The sequence below is a fragment of the Ruegeria sp. CJ3 genome (assembly GCF_056536725.1).
The window spans coordinates 1-2500 of record NZ_JBQFQE010000017.1; the positions used below are offsets into that span (position 1 = coordinate 1).

General features: G+C 54.6%; 1 tRNA gene and 2 rRNA genes (1 of these 3 cut by a window edge). All 3 read right to left on the reverse strand.

Annotation, left to right across the window (positions count from 1 at the left end):
• Positions 1-54: 54 nt before the first annotated feature.
• Positions 55-131 (reverse strand) — tRNA-Met (locus ACR0J1_RS19280).
• Between the two features lie 52 nt (positions 132-183).
• Positions 184-298, reverse strand: a 5S ribosomal RNA gene (gene rrf, locus ACR0J1_RS19285).
• 242 nt (positions 299-540) lie between these two features.
• Positions 541-2500: ribosomal RNA gene (locus tag ACR0J1_RS19290) — 23S ribosomal RNA — on the reverse strand (it continues 868 nt past the right edge of the window).

The following is a 2500-nucleotide window of genomic DNA, read 5'->3' on the forward strand; positions in this document are numbered from 1 at the left end:
CAGTCCAGTGGACTGTTTGTAGATCGAACGGGCTGTATTGGGGTTTTCTGACGCTGGTTGCGGGAGTAGGATTTGAACCTACGACCTTCAGGTTATGAGCCTGACGAGCTACCGGGCTGCTCCATCCCGCGTCAGAGTCAGATTTGTTTCATCGTGTTAGAGAGATGTGTGGGCTTTTACTAGGTTTGGCGGTGACCTACTCTCCCGGGGCTTAAGCCCAAGTACCATTGGCGCGGCAGTGCTTAACTTCCGGGTTCGGGATGGGACCGGGTGTTTCACTTGCGCTATGACCACCAAACCGAGGAAAAGCCCACGTCGCGACTTTTGCGGAGCAAAAGCGCGACGCGCAGGAGGCAGCGTATTCGCTTGCGAATGCGCGTTCCTGCACGGTTGTGTTAATCAATCAACAACGTCGCTGTTTGCGTAGCAAAAGCGACGGGCGGGAGGCAGCGTATTCGTTTACGAATGCGCGTTCCCGCGTTTTAGCCATCCATTGTCAAGGTTGGTGTATGTTTTTGATTTGTCTTTCCATTACTGGATCAAATCAAGCCTATCGGGCGATTAGTACCGGTCAACTGAACGCATTACTGCGCTTACATCTCCGGCCTATTGACGTGGTGGTCTTCCACGGCCCTCAGGGAGACCTTGTTTTGAGGGGGGCTTCCCGCTTAGATGCCTTCAGCGGTTATCCTGTCCGATCATAGCTACCCAGCACTGCCGTTGGCACGACAACTGGTCCACCAGTGGATCGTTCACCCCGGTCCTCTCGTACTAGGGGCAACTCCTCTCAAGTCTCCTACACCCACGGCAGATAGGGACCGAACTGTCTCACGACGTTCTAAACCCAGCTCACGTACCTCTTTAAACGGCGAACAGCCGTACCCTTGGGACCTGCTCCAGCCCCAGGATGAGATGAGCCGACATCGAGGTGCCAAACACTGCCGTCGATATGGACTCTTGGGCAGTATCAGCCTGTTATCCCCGGCGTACCTTTTATCCGTTGAGCGATGGCCCTTCCACTCGGGACCACCGGATCACTATGGCCGTCTTTCGACTCTGCTCGACTTGTCAGTCTTGCAGTCAGGCTGGCTTCTGCCATTGCACTCAACGAGCGATTTCCGACCGCTCTGAGCCAACCTTCGCGCGCCTCCGTTACGCTTTAGGAGGCGACCGCCCCAGTCAAACTACCCGCCACGCAGGGTCCCGGATCCGGATAACGGACCGCGGTTAGACATCAAGAGTGCGAAGGGTGGTATCTCAAGGGAGGCTCCACGGATACTTGCGTTTCCGCTTCAAAGCCTACCACCTATCCTGCACATCACAATCCTGATGCCAGTGCGAAGCTGTAGTAAAGGTGCACGGGGTCTTTCCGTCTAACCGCGGGAAGCCTGCATCTTGACAGGCAATTCAATTTCGCTGAGTCGATGTTGGAGACAGCGGGGAAGTCGTTACGCCATTCGTGCAGGTCGGAACTTACCCGACAAGGAATTTCGCTACCTTAGGACCGTTATAGTTACGGCCGCCGTTTACCTGGGCTTCAATTCAAGGCTCTCACCTCTCCTTTTAACCTTCAGGCACCGGGCAGGCGTCAGACCCTATACGTCGTCTTGCGACTTCGCAGAGCCCTGTGTTTTTAATAAACAGTCGCCACCCCCTGGTTTGTGCCCCCAGCCCCTAGTTGCCTAGGAACCGGGCCTCCTTCTCGCGAACTTACGGAGGTATTTTGCCGAGTTCCTTCAACATCGTTCTCTCAAGCGCCTTGGTATGCTCTACCAGTCCACCTGTGTCGGTTTAGGGTACGGTCTTACAGGAGGGCTATTTCCAGGAACCTCTCAGCAGCCCAATCAATCCGATAAGATTGAACTACACTTGAGATCCGTCACCACTCCACGGCTCAGGAATATTAACCTGATTCCCATCGCCTACGCCTTTCGGCCTCGGCTTAGGGGCCGGCTTACCCTGCTCAGATTAGCTTTAAGCAGGAACCCTTGGACTTTCGGCGAGAGTGTCTCTCACACTCTTTGTCGCTACTCATGTCATCATTCTCACTAGTGATCTCTCCACCGGATGGCTCACGCCCCGGCTTCATCGAAAGCCTCTCTCCTCCAATCTGCCCGAAGGCATGAAGGAGGAATGAGACTATGTCACACTACGCTCTGCTACCGATGCTTACGCATCCCTAGACTTCGGCTCATGGCTTGAGCCCCGTTACATCTTCGCCGCAGGACAACTTATTTAGACCAGTGAGCTGTTACGCTATCTTTAAAGGATGGCTGCTTCTAAGCCAACCTCCTGGTTGTTTTGGTCGTCCCACCTGCTTTCCCACTTAGCCATGAATTGGGGGCCTTAGTCGTAGGTCAGGGTTGTTTCCCTCTCCACTACGGACGTTAGCATCCGCAGTGTGTCTGCCATCTAGTACTCCCGGGTATTCGGAGTTTGGTTAGGATCAGTAAGCCTGTGGGGCCCCATTACCCATCCAGTGCTCTACCCCCCGGGGTAT